This is a genomic window from Allopontixanthobacter sediminis, assembly GCF_009828115.1.
In the GTDB taxonomy this organism is placed as follows: Bacteria; Pseudomonadota; Alphaproteobacteria; order Sphingomonadales; family Sphingomonadaceae; genus Allopontixanthobacter; species Allopontixanthobacter sediminis.
Window position 1 is genome coordinate 97,034 of sequence record NZ_WTYL01000001.1, and the last position, 17,805, is coordinate 114,838.

Annotated in this window: 14 protein-coding genes; 11 read left to right on the forward strand and 3 right to left on the reverse strand. The window is 63.0% G+C overall.

Annotated elements, in window-relative coordinates:
• Nucleotides 1–10: 10 nt before the first annotated feature.
• Both GRI65_RS00495 and GRI65_RS00500 read right to left on the reverse strand, forming a co-directional pair.
• Entirely contained in the window at nt 11–2,686 is a 2,676-nt protein-coding gene (locus GRI65_RS00495; RefSeq protein WP_160754585.1) for a TonB-dependent receptor domain-containing protein, read from the reverse strand.
• Between the two features lie 124 nt (nt 2,687–2,810).
• A complete protein-coding gene (locus tag GRI65_RS00500) occupies nt 2,811–4,397 on the reverse strand; it encodes a hypothetical protein (protein ID WP_160754586.1) in 1,587 nt (528 codons plus the stop codon).
• Nucleotides 4,398–4,660: 263 nt separating this feature from the next.
• On the opposite strand from GRI65_RS00500, the gene GRI65_RS00505 reads away from it, so the two are divergent.
• The 11 genes from GRI65_RS00505 to GRI65_RS00555 all read left to right on the forward strand — a co-directional run bounded on the left by GRI65_RS00505 (nt 4,661) and on the right by GRI65_RS00555 (nt 17,010).
• Nucleotides 4,661–5,056 carry a hypothetical protein gene (locus GRI65_RS00505; RefSeq protein WP_232843873.1) on the forward strand — a complete coding sequence of 132 codons (396 nt, stop codon included), beginning with the start codon at nt 4,661–4,663 and terminating at the stop codon, nt 5,054–5,056.
• Nucleotides 5,057–5,267: 211 nt separating this feature from the next.
• On the forward strand, nt 5,268–5,900 hold the full coding sequence (locus tag GRI65_RS00510; protein WP_232843874.1) for a lytic transglycosylase domain-containing protein: 633 nt from the start codon (nt 5,268–5,270) through the stop codon (nt 5,898–5,900).
• The gene (locus tag GRI65_RS00515; protein ID WP_160754587.1) at nt 5,901–6,200 is read left to right on the forward strand and encodes a TrbC/VirB2 family protein; all 300 of its coding nucleotides are present in this window, start codon (nt 5,901–5,903) and stop codon (nt 6,198–6,200) included. It begins immediately after the preceding gene.
• A gap of 1 nt (nt 6,201) precedes the next feature.
• Nucleotides 6,202–6,486: a type IV secretion system protein VirB3 gene (locus GRI65_RS00520; protein ID WP_160754588.1), complete on the forward strand. Its 285-nt coding sequence runs from the start codon at nt 6,202–6,204 to the stop codon at nt 6,484–6,486.
• 39 nt (nt 6,487–6,525) lie between these two features.
• Nucleotides 6,526–8,991: a VirB4 family type IV secretion/conjugal transfer ATPase gene (locus GRI65_RS00525; RefSeq protein ID WP_160754589.1), complete on the forward strand. Its 2,466-nt coding sequence runs from the start codon at nt 6,526–6,528 to the stop codon at nt 8,989–8,991.
• Between the two features lie 2 nt (nt 8,992–8,993).
• Complete coding sequence (locus GRI65_RS00530; protein WP_332872571.1) at nt 8,994–10,211, forward strand: type IV secretion system protein; 1,218 nt, start codon at nt 8,994–8,996, stop codon at nt 10,209–10,211.
• Entirely contained in the window at nt 10,208–11,008 is an 801-nt protein-coding gene (locus GRI65_RS00535) for a TrbG/VirB9 family P-type conjugative transfer protein (RefSeq protein WP_160754590.1), read from the forward strand. The genes GRI65_RS00530 and GRI65_RS00535 overlap by 4 nt, the downstream gene beginning before the upstream one ends.
• A 2-nt stretch (nt 11,009–11,010) precedes the next feature.
• Nucleotides 11,011–12,123 carry a TrbI/VirB10 family protein gene (locus GRI65_RS00540; protein WP_160754591.1) on the forward strand — a complete coding sequence of 371 codons (1,113 nt, stop codon included), beginning with the start codon at nt 11,011–11,013 and terminating at the stop codon, nt 12,121–12,123.
• 7 nt (nt 12,124–12,130) lie between these two features.
• Nucleotides 12,131–13,156, forward strand: a complete 1,026-nt coding sequence (gene virB11, locus GRI65_RS00545) for a P-type DNA transfer ATPase VirB11 (RefSeq protein ID WP_160754592.1) — start codon at nt 12,131–12,133, stop codon at nt 13,154–13,156.
• Between the two features lie 135 nt (nt 13,157–13,291).
• A complete protein-coding gene (locus tag GRI65_RS00550) occupies nt 13,292–15,451 on the forward strand; it encodes an RNA degradosome polyphosphate kinase (RefSeq protein ID WP_160754593.1) in 2,160 nt (719 codons plus the stop codon).
• Complete coding sequence (locus GRI65_RS00555; protein WP_160754594.1) at nt 15,451–17,010, forward strand: Ppx/GppA family phosphatase; 1,560 nt, start codon at nt 15,451–15,453, stop codon at nt 17,008–17,010. Before GRI65_RS00550 ends, GRI65_RS00555 begins: the two co-directional genes overlap by 1 nt.
• Before the next feature lie 13 nt (nt 17,011–17,023).
• On the opposite strand, the gene GRI65_RS00560 is transcribed toward GRI65_RS00555, so the two are convergent.
• Nucleotides 17,024–17,743: a queuosine precursor transporter gene (locus GRI65_RS00560; protein WP_160754595.1), complete on the reverse strand. Its 720-nt coding sequence runs from the start codon at nt 17,741–17,743 to the stop codon at nt 17,024–17,026.
• Between the last annotated feature and the right edge of the window lie 62 nt (nt 17,744–17,805).

The following is a 17,805-nucleotide window of genomic DNA, read 5'->3' on the forward strand; positions in this document are numbered from 1 at the left end:
CGAAGCTTGGCTAGAATTCCGCGGAAACGGAGAACGAGAAGCTCTGGCCGATCTCGTAGGAGTTGATTTCGATCCGGTTGGTCCCGTCGGTCTGGAATTCGAAATTGTCGCGCCCAAAGATATTGCGTGCCTCCAGTTTCAGTTCCAGCGGAACCCCGCCCAAATCGAGCCCCTGACGCGCGACGAAATCCAGCCGGAAGCCGGGGTCCTCGACGATGTCGGGCAGGCCGCCCGCGCCGCGGCTGGTCACCCGCTCGCTGGAATAGGACATCAGGAAGGTGAACTGCTGCAGCCGGTCGATATCCTCCACCCCCAGCTGGAGGTTCACCAGGTGGTCCGATTGTCCGGTCAGCGGCGCGTCATCGACAAAGAAATTGGTGGCTGCCTGCGCTCCGCCTGGGAAGATCTGGGTCACATCATCGGGACCTACGCGGATCGATGACTGGGTGTAGGTGTAGTTGGCCACCAGCACAGCACGCTTGCTTTCGAACCAGTCGCCCAGGTTCAGCAGATCGTAATTGTACTGGAATTCCAGCTCCGCGCCGTAGAGTCTTGCACTGGGTGCGTTGGCGTAACTGGTGATCTGTTCGTTATCGTTGAAGCTCGAATACGCCTCGATGGGGTTCTCGATGTCCTTGTAGAACCCGGCCAGGGAAACCCGGTTGGAGCGATCGAAATAATACTCCGCCCGCGCTTCCAGATTGGTCAGTTCGCTGTCCTGCAGCAGGGGGTTGCCGTTATACTGGCGGTTCGTTTCCGGATCGTAATAAGTCTGGAAGATCAGTTCGCGGAATTGCGGCCGCGCGATCGTCTTCGAAGCGCTGACGCGCAGTTGCAGCCCATCCATGACTTCGTAGGTGAGCGTACCGGCTGGCAGGAAATAATCGTTGCGGATGGAAGTCCCGCTGCCCGAATTGATCGGGGTCGCGAACACTTCCACCGGCGTCACCGATTGGGTTGCGTCTTCGTAGCGAACGCCGAGATCCAGTGTCACGCCGAGTAGCGGGGTGACCTGGCTGCTGACATAGCCGGCCTGGATGTCGAGCCCGGCATCGAAAGCAGGATCCGACTGGGTCGTTTCGATCAGGCCGATATCGTAGAATTCCAGCACCGCGTCACCCAGGAGGAGGTCAGGCCGCAACGCGCCGACCCCGTCATCGAAGCTGGTCGGGGCGTTGAACAGGAACTCGCGGCGGGAGGAGAACCGGTCGGTCGTGGTGTAGGCATAGCCCGCGCTCATCCGCAGCCAGTCGGTCAGCGGGTAATTGACGTCCACCCCGCCATACCACAGCTCTTCCTTGAGGTCGGAAAACACCACCGAGGCGCTGCCGCGCTGACGGTCGAGCACGTTGACGAAAGTATCACCAAGTGGATCTGCCGGATTGTTGGTCCGCGTGTATTCGAAGCTGTATTCGTAAGGCGCCTCGCGCTGGGTCTGCGCGTAACCGCCGCGCAGTTCGAGCCCGAGATCACCGAATTTCATCTCCGCCACGATCTGGCTGTCGAGCAGCTGGCGTTCGAACCAGCCGGTGTCCTGCCCGAAATTGGTGAAGCCGCTGAGGAAATCCTCTTCCGAGGACAATTGGGTCTGCTTCAGGGTGTCGCGGATGAACAGGTTGGTCCAGCGGAACTTGTGCTCGCCAAGCTCCAGCCCGAAACCGAGCAGCGCGTTGACCAGGATCCGGTTGTCGGTGGAAAACGTCTGCTCGTCCGATCCGATGTTCAGATCGGCCGAAATCGGCGTTTGCTTGGTGATCGAGCGGTTGCGCCACTTGTTGCTGATCGAAGCGGTAGCAATCACGCCGAAACGTCCGTCACTGCCGACATCGACTGCCGTGCCCGCGGTAATGCCGCCGGAGAAATTGAACGGAATATCACCCACCCGCTGCGTCAGCACGAGGTTGGGATTGCCCAGCTGTTTGCCGATTGCGACTTGCTCGTCGATCGTCAGGTCGGACATCCGGATGCCGTTGGCAAAGAACGACTGCAAGGCTGGCGGGGCATTGCGGGTGCCGTCATCGAACCCGAAGGAATCGTAGTCCGATCCGTAATAATCGTAGCCCTCCGACAGGGTCGTCTGTTCATCGCCGCTGATCCCGGCGCTGATCTTGAGAAAGCTTTCTTCCGGCACGGCGCGGGTGGTGAGGTTGATCACACCGCCGCCGAATTCGCCGGGGAAGTTCGCGGAATAGGTTTTCTGCACCAGGCTCGATGCGATGATGTTGGTCGGGAAGATATCCAGCGGGACAACGCGGCTGAGCGGCTGCGGGCTTGGCAGCGGCAGTCCATTGAGCAGGGCCAGCGAATACCGGTCGCCCAATCCGCGAACGAAGACGAACCCGTTACCCTGGACCGAAAGGCCGGTCACACGGCCGAGCGCGCCCGCAATATCGCCTTCGCCGGTTCGCGCGATCTGTTCGCTCGACAGGACGGAAACGACTTGTGTTGAGCTACGGGTAACGTCGCGGTTGCGCCGTCCGGTGACGATGATCTCGCCCCCGCCACCGGGGATCGAGACATCCGGCTGTTCGTCTTGTGGTTCTTCTTCAGGAGAAATGGGGGCGACGGCGTCACCCGGATCGGTCGCCGGCGGGTCGATCTGGGTGGACTGCGCGAACGCTGCGGCCGGAAAAGCCAGCGCGCTGGTCAGCAGAAGCAGGCTCGACAGCCGTTTGCCAGTGGACATTGGAAGTGACCCCCTCATGATTCAGGTCCTAAAAAGCCGGGCCGCCCGAACAGGGGAGGGCGCCGGATAGATAAAAGGGAGGTGCCCGCACATCGGCGAGGCACCTCCCCAATTATGGTTTCGCTCAGTAAACCGGGAGCGAGGTGCAATCGCCGATGTTGGTTCCGAAGCTGACAGTGGCGGAGTTGCAGGTCCAGCCAGTGTACCAGTCATCCGCCGCGTTCTGGACGGCGCCGACATAGGTCACCGCGTCGAAGAAGCTCGACAGGGTAGTCGCATCGAACACCGGATAGCCCGTCTCGTTCGCGCCGTTGATGAAGGTCATCGACAGCGTGCTGGTGTAAGGGGTCGCGGTGGTCCGGGTCCGGTTGTTGGTACCGGCGTTGAACACCGCTTCCGCATCCGATGCCGGGATGGTCGTGGATCCGACGCTGCCCGAACGGAATGGTGTCGCGCAATCGAAGCCGAGCGAATTGAACCGCGGCGCACCGAGGTCCTGCAAGCCGGCGTTGGCTGCCCGGTAGGTTTCCGTATCGTCGATCCGCAGGCAGGCGGAGTTGCTTTCCGCCACCAGTACCGAGTTCACAATCGCGTAATCCGCCCCGCCGCGAATGCGGATTGCAGGGTTCGCCGCGGAATTGCGGTGGATGAAGGTCGCATTGGAAATCTGCGTGTTCTGGCGAGGCAAACTGTCGGCGAAGACGTTGGTCGAATCGGATTCGATAATCGTGTCGCCCGCGTTAGAACGCTGCACCGCTATCACGTATTGCAGGTTCGTCTTGGCGCCGGTGTCGGTGTCGAGCATGTCGTCTTCGGCACCGACCACGATCAGGTTCTTGGCGTTGACGAAGCCGCCGAAGAACTCGACGCCGTCATCGGAGCTGTTGAAGGACATGATGTTGTTGAACGTGGTGCCGGTCCCGGTACCGCCGGTGGTGAGCGACTGGAGTTCGTTGTTCCCCGAAAGGACAAAGCCCGAATATCGGATCTGGACGAAACTGAGGGTGCCGGAATTGTCGTTATTGGTGACCCCGCCGAAACGGGCTGGATCAACCGCACCTTCGACCTGGCGCTCGCAATCGACGGTCCCGGCCGATGCGGCGTTGCCGTTGAGGCAGTCGGTGATCTGCGCGCGGCCGGCAAGAACGACGCCGCCCCACTGGCCGGACGATGAATCGGAGTTGAGGCCGAGCACGTTGTCGCGGCTGGTGAAGACTATCGGCCGCGATGCGGTTCCGGTCGCGTTGATCCGGTTGCCGCGGTTGACCATCAGGAAGGAGGAGCCGCTGGCATAAACGATCGCGCCCGGCGCGATGGTCAGCGTCACGTTGGTATCGGCGCTGCTGGCAGTTGCGCCGCCGTCCGTGCCGACATCGACCCGCCCATTCATCCGGTACAGCAGACCTTCGACATAAGGCAGCGTGCTCGACGCGTTGAAGCGCGCGGGCATGGTGCAAACGCGGTATTCACCGGTCGGACCGGTGATCGTGCCGTCGTCCGTTAATTGCTGCGGATCGGCAATTGTCGGGCAACCGGTCGCCGGAGTTACCAGCGTGCTGGTTGGCGCGGGCGTAGGTGTCGGCGTTGGCGCCGGTGGATTGTTGATGATGACGTTGCCGCCCGTGCCGGGCGATGAAATCTCGTCGGCGCCGCAACCGGCAAGTGCCAGTGTGCTACAACCGAGGATGAGTGTGCGATGGAATAATGTCACGAGCAGCAGGCCCCTCAAAAACCGAGAATCAGGAATGCGGCTTGGTGCCGCGAATCATCCGCTACGGACGCTAAGTGACAGTTTGCTTGCAACATTTCGGTTTGAAGTAATTGACTGTAATATGACTGAAAAGTGACATGATGGTCATGTTTCACCTGATACCCGAAATCCGAATATTACAATTCAATGACATTATTACATTTATGTTGCAGTCAGCCATTTGTCCGCGCAGTATTCTCTCGGGAATTATGAGGAGATGGATGATGGCACTTGGTACAACGCTCGCGCTGGTCTTGCTTACAGCCGCACCGGCGCAAATCGCGCAGCAAGCCGATGCGTCCACGGTTGCGCCGGTCGATGTCGCCTACGAAGAGTTGGCAGTTGGCGAGAATAACGCAGCGATCGAACGGATCGAGCAGAACGCCGACCTCGACCGGGACGATCCGGCACGGCTGATCAATCTCGGTATCGCCCATGCGCGCCAAGGGGACGATCTTGCCGCGCGTGCGATGTTCACCGCCGCGGCCCGCAACGAACAGCGCTTCCAGCTTGAAACTGCTCAAGGCGAGTGGATGGACTCGCGCGATCTTGCGCGCCGTGCGCTTGTGATGCTGGATCGCGGCGAATTCCGCGCAAAGGGCCGCGTCGCCTCGCGCTGAACAAGCCCGGCGTTGTTGGATCAGGTCGCCGATAAAAGGCTTGGCCCAGGAATTATTTTGGCCTGTCCGGCATTGCGCCGGGCAGGCCTTTTGCATGGCGGTACCGATGCCTCGTATGCGTCCTTGAAACCTGACCGGAATCGCGCCCGGGCCATCTTGCTGTCACCGACTTGTCATGTAGTGTAAGCATTGGGGCCACACGGAGCGATTTATGATTCTTTCGGGTCCGGGCCGGCTTGCGATTTTCGCGGGTCTTGCCCTGATGGCGGCGCCCGCCAGTGCGGATGTATTGGAAATAGGCGATGACGGAGCACGCTGGATTGCGGGCCCCAATATGGCTGTGCCCGCTGCCGAGGTGTTGTCGCCGCCAGCCTCATTGGTAGAACTTGGATCCGATTACCTGGTTCCCGACGCGGCGATTGCGGACCATGCACGCCGCGGCTCGAACATCCCCCCGCTATATGCAGCCAAGGTCCACGAACTCGCGGCACGCTTCGATCTCAGTCCCAGTCTAATAGAAGCGCTGGTGTGGCAGGAAAGCCGCTGGCAGCCGAACGCTCGCTCGCCCGTCGGCGCCCGGGGACTGGCACAGCTGATGCCGGGCACCGCGCGGGAATTGGGGGTCAACCCCGACGATCCCTTTGCCAATCTCGAAGGCGGCGCGCGGTATTTGCGCCAGCAGCTCGACCGGTTCGACGGTGATCTCGAAAAGGCTTTGGCGGCTTATAACGCCGGGCCGGGCAGGGTAATCCGCGCAGGCGGTATCCCGCGCATCCGCGAAACCCAGAATTATGTCGTGTCGGTGATCGGCCGGCTATCCAACCCCGTCCGGAGTACCGAGTAAATGCGCGTGATTTCCCGCCTGACTGCCTTGGCAATTGCCCTCAGTCCGACCGCCGTCTTGGCGCAAACTGCCGATCCGCAGGGCTCCGGCCCGATCGTCGCCGCGCTGGGCTGGCTGCAGGGGACGTTGCTCGGCAATGTCGCGACCGCCGTCGCCGTGATGGCCGTTGCCGCAGTCGGCTTCATGATGCTGACTGGCCGGATGAACTGGCGATTTGGTGCGACGGTGATCATCGGGGTATTCATCCTGTTCGGGGCCGGTACGATCGTGGCCGGCATCCAGGGCGTTTCGGGAGGCTGATGTGACGGAACTGGCTCGCTATCCGGTTTACCGCGCGTTGACCCGTCCGCAGATGTTCGCGGGCGTGACGATGAATTATTTCATCATCAACCTGATGGTGACGACGATCGCGTTCCTGATTCTGAAAAGCTTCTGGATCATCCCGGTGCCGCTGGTGATGCACGCTATTGGTTACTTCGCCTGCCTGCGTGAGCCGCGGGTGTTCGACCTATGGATTACCAAGGTCAGCCAGTGCCCGCGAGTAAAAAATTGGAAGCGGTGGGGGTGCAATTCCTATGCCCCGTAACCGCGTATCCGAAATCGGCCTGAGGAGGGCTGCGGGACTATGAGCAAGTGGATCGGTGCCGCTGCCTGGAGCGCGAAGGAAGCCCGCGCGGGTGACCGGCTGCCATATGCGCGGCTGATCGACCAGCACACCATGCTGCTGCGCGACGGATCGGTGATGACCGCGATCCAGGTGCCGGGGTTGCTGTTCGAGACGGAAGATAGCGACGCGCTCAACGCCCATGCGGCGGCGCGCGAAGTCATGCTGCGATCCACGCTGGATGCGCGCTTCGCCTTGTATCACCACATCATCCGCCGCCGGGTGGAGATCGACCTCGAGGCCGAATTCGAAGACGCGCTGTCGGCGCACATCGATGCGCGGTGGAAACAGCGGCTGGGCAGCGGGTCGCTGTTCATCAACGACCAGTTCATTACCCTGATCCGCCGTCCCGCGCGGGGCAAGGCCGGCATCGCCGAAAAACTGGCGAAAATGTGGAGCCGGAAAGGCCAGTCCGAAGTCGAGGCCGATCCCAAGGACGTCCGCAGCCTGAAAGCCGCCGCGACCGGAATGATCGCCTCGCTCGGGGCATATAACGCGCAACTGCTCGGCGATTATACCGGGTCGACCGACCGAACGAACAACGAGATCCTTGAACTGCTGAGTGCGCTGTACAATGGCGAAATGCGGCCGGTGCGGCGCCCCTCGGATGATACCGATATCGGCCACATGCTGCCGTATCGCCGCGCCAGTTTCGGGCTCGATGCGATGGAGCTACGCGGCAGCGGCGCACCTGATTTTTCCGCCATGCTCAGCCTGAAGGATTATCCCGACGCGACTTCGCCTGGCCTGATGGACGGGCTGCTCCGGCTGCCCTGCGAAATGATCGTCAGCGAAAGCTACGCCCCGTCCGAACGCCAGACCGCGCGTGAGCGGATGGATCTCGCGATCCGTCGCCTGCGTTCGGTGGACGAGGAAGCCGCCTCCGAACGCGCCGATATGCTGGCGGCGCGCGATGCGCTGGGTAACGGCGCGGTGAGTTTCGGTGATCACCATCTGTCGGTCCAGATACGCTCTCCCGACCTCGCGCAGCTGGACGAGGCAACCGCCGCCTGCGCTGCTGCGCTGGCCGATTCCGGCGCGATCGTGGTGCGGGAGGATACCAATCTCGAACCTTCGTTCTGGGCGCAGTTCCCGGGTAACGAGCAGTATATCGTCCGCCGCGCGATGATCTCCAGCGCCAACATGGCTAGCTTCGGTTCTCTCCACGGCTTTGCTCTCGGTCAGGCGAGCGGCAACCACTGGGGCGATGCGGTCACCTTGCTGCAAACGACCAGCGCGACGCCGTTCTTCTTCAATTTCCACCACGGCGACCTCGGCAATTTCTCGGTTATCGGTCCGTCCGGTTCGGGCAAGACCGTGGTGATGAATTTCCTCGCCGCGCAGGCACAGAAGTTCAAGCCGCGCACTATCCTGTTCGACAAGGACCGCGGCGCGGAATTATTCGTCCGCGGGATTGGCGGGCGCTACGACCGGATCAGCGCGGGCGAACCGACCGGTTTCAACCCCCTTGCGCTGCCCGATACTGCAGCCAACCGGGCGTTCCTGCGTGACTGGATGGGCGTGTTGCTGAAGGCGGAGGGACCGGAGGAACTGGCGATTATCGCGCAGGCGGTCGATGCCACTTACGGCAACGACCCGTCCCTGCGCCGCCTGCGCCACTTCAGGGAACTGCTGTCCGGCGCCCGCCGCCCGCAGCCAGGTGACCTGTCCGACCGCTTGTCCGCCTGGATCATGGACGGCGAGAACAACTGGCTGTTCGACAATGCGGAAGACCGGCTGGACCTCGGCAACCGGGTGCTCGGTTTCGACATGACCGCGCTGCTTGAAAACCCGCGCCTGCGCACGCCCACCATGATGTACCTGTTCCACCGTATCGAAGAGCGGCTTGACGGGCATCCAACGATGATCCTGATTGACGAAGGCTGGAAAGCGCTGGACGACGACGTGTTCGCCGCCCGTATCCGCGACTGGCTCAAGACCTTGCGGAAACGCAACGCGCTCGTCGGTTTCGCGACCCAGAGTGCGCGCGATGCCTTGGAAAGCCGGATTTCCACGGCGCTGGTAGAACAGACCGCGACGATGATCTTCATGCCGAATTCGCGCGCCCGCCCGGAAGATTATTGCGACGGGTTCGGGTTGACCGACCACGAACTGGCTCTGATCCGTACCCTGCCTGCGCACAGCCGCTGCTTCCTGGTGCGCCAGCCCGATGCCTCGGTCGTTGTCCGGCTGGACATGTCCAACGCGCCCGAAGTGCTGACGATCCTCTCTGGCCGAGAAAGCTCCGTCCGGCGGCTCGACCTGCTGCGCGGTGCGCTGGGGGACAATCCGGCGGACTGGTACCCGGCGCTGACCGGCCATGCGTGGCCGGGCGGCACTGCGGTGGAAGAAGACCTCGACTTGCCCGCAAACACGCGCGGCACCCCCGACACCGGTGAATTGCCGATGCAGCAGGCAGCCGAGTGAGCGTGAACTGCCAGGACGCCGCGAACGCGGTCGGCAACGGCGTCGCGGCGGCGCTGCAAGGCGTCGATTGCGTTGCTGCGGAAATGACCGGCGAGGCGTTCGGGCGGTTGTTCGCACCCGGCGGAGCGCTCGGGCCGGTGCTGACGATCGTGCTCGTGCTGTTCGTGGTGATGTTCGCCATCGCGCTGATGCTGGGTCGGACCAATCTCAGCGTCCGGTCGCTGGTGCCGCGGATGATCACTCTTGGCCTCGTGCTGACTTTCGCGACCAGTTGGATTGCGTATCAGGCAGTGGTCTGGAACCTCGCGATTGCCGCACCTGATTATCTGGCTTCGACCCTGACCGGCGATGCCGGCTCTGCAACAACCACTTTCGCCAACAAGATCGACGTAGTGTTTGCTGCGATCGAGGAAGCGACGCGAACCCAGGCCGGTGCACAAGAGGGTGCGGGCGCGGATATTTCCGCATTCTCGCCCAAGGGAATGCTCTGGCTCGGCGCGATGCTGCTGCTGCTGGGCACCGTCGGGGTCCTCGTGACCGCGCGTATCGGGCTGGCTGTGCTGGTCGCTCTCGGCCCGATCTTCGTAGTTATGGCGCTGTTCAATGGCACGCGCGGACTGTTTACCGGCTGGCTCAAGGGCGTGGTGATGCTGGCCCTGACGCCGCTGTTCGCGGTCCTCGGCGGGAGCGTGATGCTGGAGCTTGCGGTACCAGTTCTCTCCTCCCTCGCGCTTACCCCCGGCGAAGTCGCGGCCCGCCCGGCAATGGCGTTCTTCATGATCGGTGCGGTGCACGTCGCGCTGATGATCATGGTGCTGAAAGTTTCCGCCACCATGGTATCCGGCTGGCGGGTGTTCGGCCTGGTGCCGGATAAAGGCGCGGAGCAGGCGACCCAGACGGTCTACACCATTCCGCAAACCAGCGGCGCGGCAGGACAGGCTCCGGCTCCAGCCGGCGCCGCTGGCGGTTCGTCCTCGCGGCAGATCCCGATCTCGGCGGTCACGACCGGTGCCCCGGCGAACGATCCCGGTACCGGCCTTGCGCCAGCCGCCTCCCGCGAAACGCGGATATTCAACAGCTCCGCCGGTTCGGGGCAGGTTCAGCCGCTCACCGCCAACCCGTCACGCACCCGGGGCATCGGCAACCGGTACAAATCACCCGGCGCAAAGCCTGCCGCTGACGGCGCAGGAAACAATTCCATCACGGAGAAATTCAAATGACCCGCGCGCTTATCCTTGCGCCCCTGCTGCCCGGATTGCTGGCCGCCAGCCTGTTCGCTGTACCTGCTGCCTTTGCGCAGGACGCGCGATTGGTAGAACGGCTGTACAATCCTGCGGAGGTCGTCCGTATCGATGGGCGTACCAAGGTCCAGGCGACCATCGCCTTCGCGGAGGATGAGCGGATCGAAAACGTCGCCATCGGCGATTCCGAGGCGTGGCAGGTGACCCCGAACAAGCGGGCCAATCTGCTGTTCATCAAGCCACTGTCACCGGCGGCGCGGACCAACATGACGGTGGTGACCGACCGTCGGACCTACCTGTTCGACCTGGTCGCGAGCCCCAAGGCGCAGCCGCTGTATGTGCTGCGATTCACCTATCCGCCAGAACCCGAAGCGGAAGAACCCCAGCTTGCCGGGACCGCCAGCCCTGTGGAAATGGCCGCCGCGACCGACCCCTATGCGGTCGTCGATCCGGCGCAACTGAACTTCGAATGGGCTCGCAAAGGCGACCGGAACCTGATGCCGTCTCGCGCTTATGACGATGGCAACGCCACCTTCCTGACGTGGCCCGACGGCCAGGGCATTCCGGCGATCCTGACGAGGGACCACGAGGGCACCGAGGGTCCGGTAAACTTCGCGGTGCGCGGCAACATGATCGTGGTCGATGGAGTCCCGGCGGAAATCGTCCTGCGGTCCGGCGACGATCTCGCCACTCTGACGAACGAAGGTCCACCGCGTCCGGTCGTCACCTCGCCGTCACCCGCTTCCAATCTCTTCGCTCAAGCAAAAGGATCGTAACCATGCGCCTGGCGTCCAGCAATCTCGCCCGCAGTGCCAAGAATGATACGGCAAGCGACGTCGATCCTCGCGAGCAGGAGACGGCCGAAATCATCGACCTCGCCAGCCGCAATTCGTTCCCCGCCGTCACCCAGCGCAAGGACAAGTCCGACGGGCTGGGCCTCGCCGCCGGGGTGGCGTTTGTGGGCCTGCTCGGCGCGGTGACGCTGTGGAGCATGAATTCTTCCCGGATGGCCGAGCCGCAAGGTGTCGGCAATCCGCAGATCGCACCTGCCGCGCCGGCCGCGCAGCCGGTCCAGCCAGTCGCTGAAGCGGCACCCGCGCCGCAGCCGATCCAGCCGCAGCCCGATCCCGCACCAGCCCCGGTCTATGCCAATCCGCCGATGGCCAATCCGGGCGTCGCCACTAATCCTTATGCCAGCCCGACGGTGGTGTTCGATGCGAGCGGTTCCGCGGTGCCCTTGGTGATGGCGCCTGCACCAGGCGAAGCCAGCGGCTCCCGCACCGGAGACGCGAACGATTTTGCCAGCCGTATCGGTGGCGTGGGCGGCAGCACCGCGCAAGCCGTCGCGATGAGCAATCCCCAAACGACGGTAACGCAAGGCACGCTGATCCCGGCGATACTCGAAACCGCGATCGAAACCGACGTCCCGGGCTATGTCCGCGCGGTGGTCAGCCAGGATGTGCGCAGCTTCGATGGCAAAAACGTGCTCGTACCGCGGAGTTCGCGGTTGATCGGACAATACCAATCCGGCCTGCAAGGCGGGCAGAAGCGCGCCTATGTAATCTGGACCCGCCTGATCCGGCCCGACGGCGCTTCGGTGAACCTTGCCTCGCCAGCGGTCGGGTTCGATGGGACGACGGGGTTGGCGGGCGATGTAAACACCCACTTCTTCCAGCGGTTCGGGTCCGCCATGCTGCTGTCCGTGATCGGCGGGCTGACCGCTGTTGCATCCGGCGGGACGTCGGTAATCCTCGGCGGCGGTCAGAGCGCAGCGTCTACGGCGCTGCAGCAGAATGGCCAGATCAGCCCAACCGTGCGGGTTCGCCAAGGGGAACCGATCCGGGTATTCACAGCCCGCGACCTCGATTTCTCGCGGGTTTCCGGGACCTGATTGACGCATGAGCGCCGACATCCATCCTTTCCAGGCTGACGCAGACCGGCAAGCTGCCGCGGTTGCGGAGCGAAGCGTCTATCTCGACGCCTATCTCGCGCCGTTCCGCCAATGGCTCGACCGCGATACGATTACGGAAATCATGGTCAACCGGCCGGGTGAAGTGTGGATCGAAGATGCGGCGTCGCCGGGCATGCAGCGACTGGAAGTGCCTGAGATCGATGACCGGCTGATCCAGCGACTGGCCGAACAGGTGGCCCGTGTCAGCCACCAGGGGATCAACCGTGAACATCCGCTGCTGGGGGCGACCTTGCCCTCCGCGCCGGGGCAGACCGGGGCGCGTATCCAGTTCTGCGGCCCGCCCGCAGCGCGCAAGCACTGGACCATGGCCATCCGCCGCCACCGCCGGCTCGACCTGCCGCTCGATGCCTATGACGCGGGGCCGCTCGCGCCGCCGCAGCAGCCTGCGATGCCCGATCCACAGTTGGAACCGATTGCCTATCTGCGGGAGGCCATCCGGCACCGGCAGACGATCCTGATTTCCGGCGGTACCTCGACCGGTAAGACCACCTTTCTCAACGCCATGCTCGGCGAAATTCCCCGGCACGAACGGGTGGTTCTGGTGGAGGACACGCCGGAATTGAAGCTGCCCGGTGCGAACGGTGTCGGGCTGGTCGCGGTCAAGGGCGAGCTGGGCGAGGCCAAGGTTACCGCCAATGAACTGCTCCAGGCGGCGCTGCGCCTTCGGCCCGACCGGATCGTGCTAGGCGAACTGCGCGGAGCGGAAAGTGTCAGCTTCCTGCGCGCGATCAACACGGGCCATCCAGGCAGTTTCTCGACCATTCACGCCAACAGCTTGCCCGGTGCGCTCGAACAATTGGCGCTGATGGTCATGCAGACCGGGATCGGGCTGACCCGGACGGACACTATTGCTTACGCCGCCTCCGTCATCGATGTGTTCGTGCAACTCGGCCGCGACGCAAATGGCAAACGCGGGATTACGCAAATTGCGAAAAGCAGCGACCTGGTTTGACGGTTTCGGGCCTGCCGCAAGTATGACACCTATGTGTCAGGTAGCAAATCGGGATTTACACGCATGGCCCTGCGCCCCAATCGTGATACCTTGTCTTCCTTTCGGAGTGACCCGCATTTCCGCCGGGCAAGAACCATGAGCAGCGCCGCTATTGCTACCCAGGACGACGAACTGCCGGCTGCGGCGGACGGTGGCTCGGACACTTATGTAAACCGCGAACTCAGCTGGTTGGCGTTTAACGAACGGGTGCTGGCGGAGGCATGCAATCCCAATTATCCGCTGCTGGAACGCCTGCGCTTCCTGTCTATCTCCGGCAGCAACCTCGACGAATTCATGATGATCCGCGTCGCCGGGCTGGTCGGACAGGCCCAACGCGGGATCGAGCGCCTTTCGATCGACGGTCAAACCCCGAGCCAGCAATTGTCCGCCATCCGCGAGCGGGTAGCGCGGTTGGGCCAGGTTCAGCAGGAAAGCTGGCGCAGTTTGCGGGCCAGCCTGGCGGACACCGGCATCCATATTGCCGACGAACGTCGAATCGATGCCCACGCCTACAATTGGCTGAAGACCCATTTTCTTGAGGAAATCGCCCCGGTCCTGACCCTGCAGGCTCTCGATCCGGCGCATCCGTTTCCGTTCGTGGCCAACCAGGGGATGGGCCTGCTGTTCACGCTCACCCGATTGCGCGACGGTGAGCAGGTGGTCGAAATGATCCTGATCCCGTCCGGCGTGCCCCGGTTTGTCCGGGTACCGGGGGATGAAGCGGTCTATATCTCCATCGAGCGGCTGATTTGCCGGTTCGCCGACCACCTGTTTCCCGGCTTTTCCATCGTCGGTGATGGCGCGTTCCGCGTGCTGCGGGACAGCGACATCGAAATCGAGGAAGAAGCGGAGGATCTGGTCCGCACTTTCCGTACCGCGATCCAGCGCCGCCGCCGGGGGCAGGTGATCCAGCTGGAAATCGAGTCCGATTTCGAACCCGCCGCCGAACAATTGCTGCGCGACCAGCTCAAGGTTCACGACGCCTCGATCGTCAAGACCGACGGGATGATGGGCATCGCCGGGCTGGCGGACATTGTCGACGAGGACCGCCCGGACCTCAAGTTCGCGCATTACAGCCCGCGCTATCCCGAACGCATCCTGGAACACGATGGCGACTGCTTCGCGGCTATCCGTGAAAAAGACATCATCATCCACCATCCCTACGAAAGTTTCGAGGTAGTGGTCGACTTCGTCCGGCAGGCAGCCGCCGATCCCGACGTCGTGGCAATCAAGCAGACATTGTACCGTGCGGGAAACCAGTCACCCGTGATCGCCGCGCTGATCGCCGCCGCCGAAGTGGGCAAATCGGTCACCGCGGTCGTCGAATTGAAAGCCCGGTTCGATGAAGAGCAGAACCTGCTGTGGGCCAGCCAGCTCGAGCGCGCGGGCGTGCAGGTCATCTACGGGTTTGTGGACTGGAAAACCCATGCCAAGGTTTCACTGGTCGTCCGGCGGGAAGACACCGGGTTCCGCACCTATTGTCACTTCGGGACAGGCAATTACCACCCTGTAACCGCCAAGATTTATACCGATCTCAGCTTCTTCACCGCCGATCCCAAGTTGACCCGCGACGCGGCCAAGCTGTTCAACTTCGTCACCGGCTATGTCGAACCGCACGAGACCGAAGCGCTGGCGATATCGCCGATCGACCTGCGCGAAACGCTGTACGCGCATATCGACCAGGAAATCGAAAATGCGGAAGCAGGTCGGCCAGCGGCAATCTGGGCCAAGCTGAACTCGTTGACCGACAAGGGCATGATCGACCGGTTGTATGCCGCGAGCCGTGCCGGTGTCGAAATCCAGCTGATCATCCGGGGGATTTGCTGCCTGCGGGCGGGCATTGTCGGTCTGTCGGAAAACATCCGGGTCAAGTCGATTATCGGCCGGTTCCTGGAACACAGCCGGATCTGGGCATTTGCGAACGGGTACAAAATGCCGGGGGAACGCGCCAAGGTGTTCATCTCCAGCGCTGATGCTATGTCGCGTAATCTTAACCGGCGCGTCGAATGCCTGGTCCCGATCCGCAACCGGACGGTCCACGACCAGGTGCTACAACAGGTCCTGCTGGCCAACTTGCTCGACACCGACCAAAGCTGGGAACTCGAACCGGACGGGAGCTATACACGCATGGAACCGGGCGAAAAACCGTTCAACTGCCACCGCTACTTCATGACCAATCCCTCTCTGTCAGGGCGCGGCGACGCGCTGGAACTTGACGGTGTGCCGACCCTGGCCCTGCGTAAGGGAGCGGTCTGATGCCGCTGCGGGGGAGGAAGTCGGACCGGGAAGGCAAATTCTCCGGCCATACGGCGCAGCGGGCGATCATTGACATCGGGTCGAACAGCGTGCGGATGGTTCTGTATGGCGGATCGCCGCGTGCGCCGGTCACCCTGCTAAACGAAAAAGTCGTTGCGAAGCTGGGCCGTGATATCGGCAGCACTGGGCAGCTCGCGGACGCCGCGATCGACACAGCCATGCGTGGTCTCGGCCGGTATGCGCTGATACTCGACGATCTCGGCATCACCGACGTTGAAGTGGTGGCGACCGCAGCGGTGCGCGATGCATCCAACGGCCCGGAATTCCTCGAACAGGTTCGCGGGCTGGGACTTAAGCCACGCCTGCTGTCGGGCGAAGAGGAAGCCCGCGTCAGCGCCATGGGTGTGATCGGTGCGTTCCCCGGCGCCAGCGGTGTGGTTGCCGATCTTGGCGGTGGCAGCCTTGAACTGGTGCACATCGGGAATGGCGAATGCGGGGCAGGGGTATCCCTGCCGCTCGGCACGCTGCGGCTGCCCGAACTTCGCGGCGACAAGGTGCCGGACTTGAGGAAGATCGCGGCGCAGCTGCTGAAATCCGCCGGGTGGGATAGTCCGGTCGGCGGACCGCTTTATCTCGTTGGCGGCACTTGGCGCGCAATGGCTGTGTACGCGATGCACGCGCAGTCCCACCCCTTGTCGGACCCGCATGGCCTCGAGATTGCGCATGACGATGCCCTCAGGCTTGCCGCGCAGATCGCCGAAAGCGATCCCGCGACGCTGCGCCAGACGCCGCGCGTGTCCAGCCAGCGGTCTGCCAGCCTGCCCGATGCCGGGGCTCTGCTCGGGGCATTGCTCAAGCGGTTGGAACCGGACCGGATCGTGTTCTCATCGTGGGGCCTGCGGGAAGGGCTGCTGTTCGACCGGCTGGAGCCCTATGCCAAGGGGCAGGACCCGCTGCTGGCCGGGATGGCGGTGTTCGCGGCGCAGCACGGCTGTCCCGCAACACTGGCGACACGGGTTGCCGGATGGACGGTCGACGCCCTGCCGCCGGGTTGGCAGGGGTCTGAGCGGCTCCGGCTGGCGGCGACCATGCTCTCGCTCGCATCGATGCAGACGGAGCCGAACCTGCGCACCGCCTCCGCTATCGACTGGGCGCTGCACAAACGCTGGATCGCGCTGGATTCGCCCGACCGCGCGATGCTTGCCGCGGCGGTCTCGGCCAACGGCAACAATTGCGATCTGCCCGGCAGGATTACCCAGCTGACCACGCCCGAACGCCTCGAAGTCGCCATTGCATGGGGACTGGCGATCCGCCTGTGCCGCCGCTTGGGCGCGCTGTCCCGGCGGACCTTCCGGGCCAGCAACCTGTCGATCGAAGACGGGGTACTGACCCTGACTCTCGAACAAAGTCATGCCCGCTTGGTCGGGCCGCTGACCGAAAAGGACTTGCGCCTGCTGGCGGGCCGCCTCGGTATGGAATCGCGGATTGAAATCGTCCCGAACACCTCCATCGTGCGGATCACCGATTACGCGTTCGGCGACCATTCGGTGGCCGTCTGACTTTTCGGTTGACTCAAGGCTGCTCCACCTTCGCAAAAGGCGAGAAGTCGGTGTCGGTGTCGAATATCTCGACCCCTTCGCGCCGCTTCAACCAGCCGACCACTGCATAGGTCACTGGCGTCAGCGCGGCTTCCCACGCGACCTTGATGGCCCACTGGGTAAAGATCACTTGCACCACCAGCTCGTTCGTCCATCCGGCCACACCAAGGAATGCGATGGGGTAGAATAGCGCGCTGTCGACGCCCTGGCCGAATACGGTCGAACCGATGGTGCGGGTCCAGAGCAGTTTGCCCCGGGTCCAGATCTTCATCTTGGCGAGCACATAGGAATTGACGAATTCCCCCGCCCAGAACGCGATGATCGATGCCAGCACAATCCGCGGCACCTGTCCGAAAACCGCTTCGTAGGCGGCTTGGTTGCCCCAGTCTGCGGCCGGAGGCAGCGCGACCACCACCCACGACATGAAAGCCATGAACAGCAGCGCCGCGAACCCAGCCCAGATGCAGCGGCGGGCATAGGCATAGCCGTACACCTCCGTCAGGACATCGCCGATGACATAGCTGATCGGGAAGAACAGCACGCCGGCGCCGAACGGCCACATCCCGATGGCCGGCAGGTCGATCTCCGCAACCTTGCCCGCGCCGATCACGTTCGACAGCAGCAGGATCGTGACGAAGGCCGCCAGCACAAAATCGAAGTACCGGAATTGCAGGCGTGAATCGGGCTTGTTCATGGGGCGGATGCGTATCCTGATTTGCCCAATCGGAAAAGCACGCTATGGCCCCGAACGCGGCA

Coding starts and splice junctions, on each gene's coding strand:
- GRI65_RS00495 (WP_160754585.1), bottom strand. CDS start 2,686: ATGTCCACTGGCAAACGGCTGTCGAGCCTGCTTCTGCTGACCAGCGCG.
- GRI65_RS00505 (WP_232843873.1), top strand. CDS start 4,661: ATGGCACTTGGTACAACGCTCGCGCTGGTCTTGCTTACAGCCGCACCG.
- GRI65_RS00510 (WP_232843874.1), top strand. CDS start 5,268: ATGATTCTTTCGGGTCCGGGCCGGCTTGCGATTTTCGCGGGTCTTGCC.
- GRI65_RS00515 (WP_160754587.1), top strand. CDS start 5,901: ATGCGCGTGATTTCCCGCCTGACTGCCTTGGCAATTGCCCTCAGTCCG.
- GRI65_RS00525 (WP_160754589.1), top strand. CDS start 6,526: ATGAGCAAGTGGATCGGTGCCGCTGCCTGGAGCGCGAAGGAAGCCCGC.
- GRI65_RS00535 (WP_160754590.1), top strand. CDS start 10,208: ATGACCCGCGCGCTTATCCTTGCGCCCCTGCTGCCCGGATTGCTGGCC.
- GRI65_RS00540 (WP_160754591.1), top strand. CDS start 11,011: ATGCGCCTGGCGTCCAGCAATCTCGCCCGCAGTGCCAAGAATGATACG.
- virB11 (WP_160754592.1), top strand. CDS start 12,131: ATGAGCGCCGACATCCATCCTTTCCAGGCTGACGCAGACCGGCAAGCT.
- GRI65_RS00550 (WP_160754593.1), top strand. CDS start 13,292: ATGAGCAGCGCCGCTATTGCTACCCAGGACGACGAACTGCCGGCTGCG.
- GRI65_RS00555 (WP_160754594.1), top strand. CDS start 15,451: ATGCCGCTGCGGGGGAGGAAGTCGGACCGGGAAGGCAAATTCTCCGGC.
- GRI65_RS00560 (WP_160754595.1), bottom strand. CDS start 17,743: ATGAACAAGCCCGATTCACGCCTGCAATTCCGGTACTTCGATTTTGTG.